This window comes from Micromonospora sp. MH33 (assembly GCF_003013775.1).
Classification (GTDB): Bacteria; Actinomycetota; Actinomycetes; order Mycobacteriales; family Micromonosporaceae; genus Micromonospora; species Micromonospora fulviviridis.
In genome coordinates this window covers 1-1205 of sequence record NZ_MUYZ01000643.1, presented here as the reverse complement: position 1 = coordinate 1205, position 1205 = coordinate 1, and the positions used below count along the sequence as shown (strand labels likewise).

General features: G+C 73.9%; 1 protein-coding gene and 1 pseudogene. One reads left to right on the top strand and one right to left on the bottom strand.

What is annotated here, in order from left to right; genetic code table 11:
* A pseudogene (locus tag B0E53_RS39965) lies at positions 1-161 on the top strand (endonuclease/exonuclease/phosphatase family protein); the annotation flags it as partial.
* A gap of 86 nt (positions 162-247) precedes the next feature.
* Here the strand turns inward: B0E53_RS39965 and B0E53_RS36615 are convergent.
* On the bottom strand, positions 248-1205 hold a 958-nt coding region (locus B0E53_RS36615), incomplete at its 5' end, for an ATP-binding protein (protein WP_146167979.1).

The following is a 1205-nucleotide window of genomic DNA, read 5'->3' as shown; positions in this document are numbered from 1 at the left end:
AGGACACGGCCGGGAACGGCTTCGGCTTCACCTGGCCGGCAAAGTTCCCGGTGGTGCGGATCGACCAGATCCTGGTCAGAGGCGTGAAGCCGGAGAACTCGTGGCTGCTGCCGGCCACCGGCAGCGACCACCTGCCGGTAGCGGCCCGAATCACGCCCTGATCACGGCCTCCGAAGCCCGGTCAGGGTCGCTGACCGACGTGTGACGGGCCGCCAGGGAGTCGAACGCTGACCCTATGGATCAAGGGTCAGCGGCCCAGGGAGCGCCCGTTCTTGGCCAGCTCCCAGCGCGTCGCGGTGGCCACCTGCTCCCCGGTGATCCGCTCCCCGTCCGCCCCCAGGTACGCCGCGGTCAGCGCCGCCGCGGCGATGCCGCCGCCGGGCAGGTCCACGGCGGCGAGCCGCCCCGGGTCGATCCCGTCCACCGGCACCGCGTCCGGGAACGCCCGCCGCCACATGGTCTCCCGGGCGGCCCGGTCCGGGTACGGGAAGGTCACCACGATCCGCAGCCGGCGCAGGAACGCCTGGTCCAGCACGGATCGGGCGTTGGTGGTGAGGATGGCCAGCCCGGTGAACGACTCCATCCGCTGGAGCATGTAGCCGACCTCGAGGTTGGCGTACCGGTCGTGGCTGTCGCGCACCTCGGTGCGCTTGCCGAACAGGGTGTCCGCCTCGTCGAAGAGCAGCACGGCCGCGCCGTCCTCGGCGGCGTCGAAGACCCGGCTGAGGTTCTTCTCCGTCTCGCCGATGAACTTGCTGACCACCTGGCTGAGGTCGACCACCACCAAATCGAGGCCCAGCTCCTGGGCGATCACCTCGGCGGCGAGGGTCTTGCCGGTGCCGCTGGGGCCGGCGAAGAGCGCCGCGGTGCCCAGGCCGCGGCTGCCCCGGTCGGCGAATCCCCAGTCGTGCAGCACCCGGGTGCGGTGGTACACGGTGGCGACCAGCGACCGCAGCTGCGCCACATGGGTGTCCGGCAGCACCAGGTCGGCCCAGCGTGCGCGGGGCCGGACCACCCGGGCCTGCCCGCCGTAGCGGCTGCGGGAGCGGGCCCGGCACGCCTGCCACAGCGGCGTGCCGGCGGCGGCGTCCCCGGCGGCCAGCTCCAGGTCGGGCAGGGCCAGATCGAACACCCCGGCCACCGCGTCGGCCTCGCCCGCCGCCCGGTCCGCCAGGTGCCGGTCGAGCGCGGCGTCCAGCGCCGCC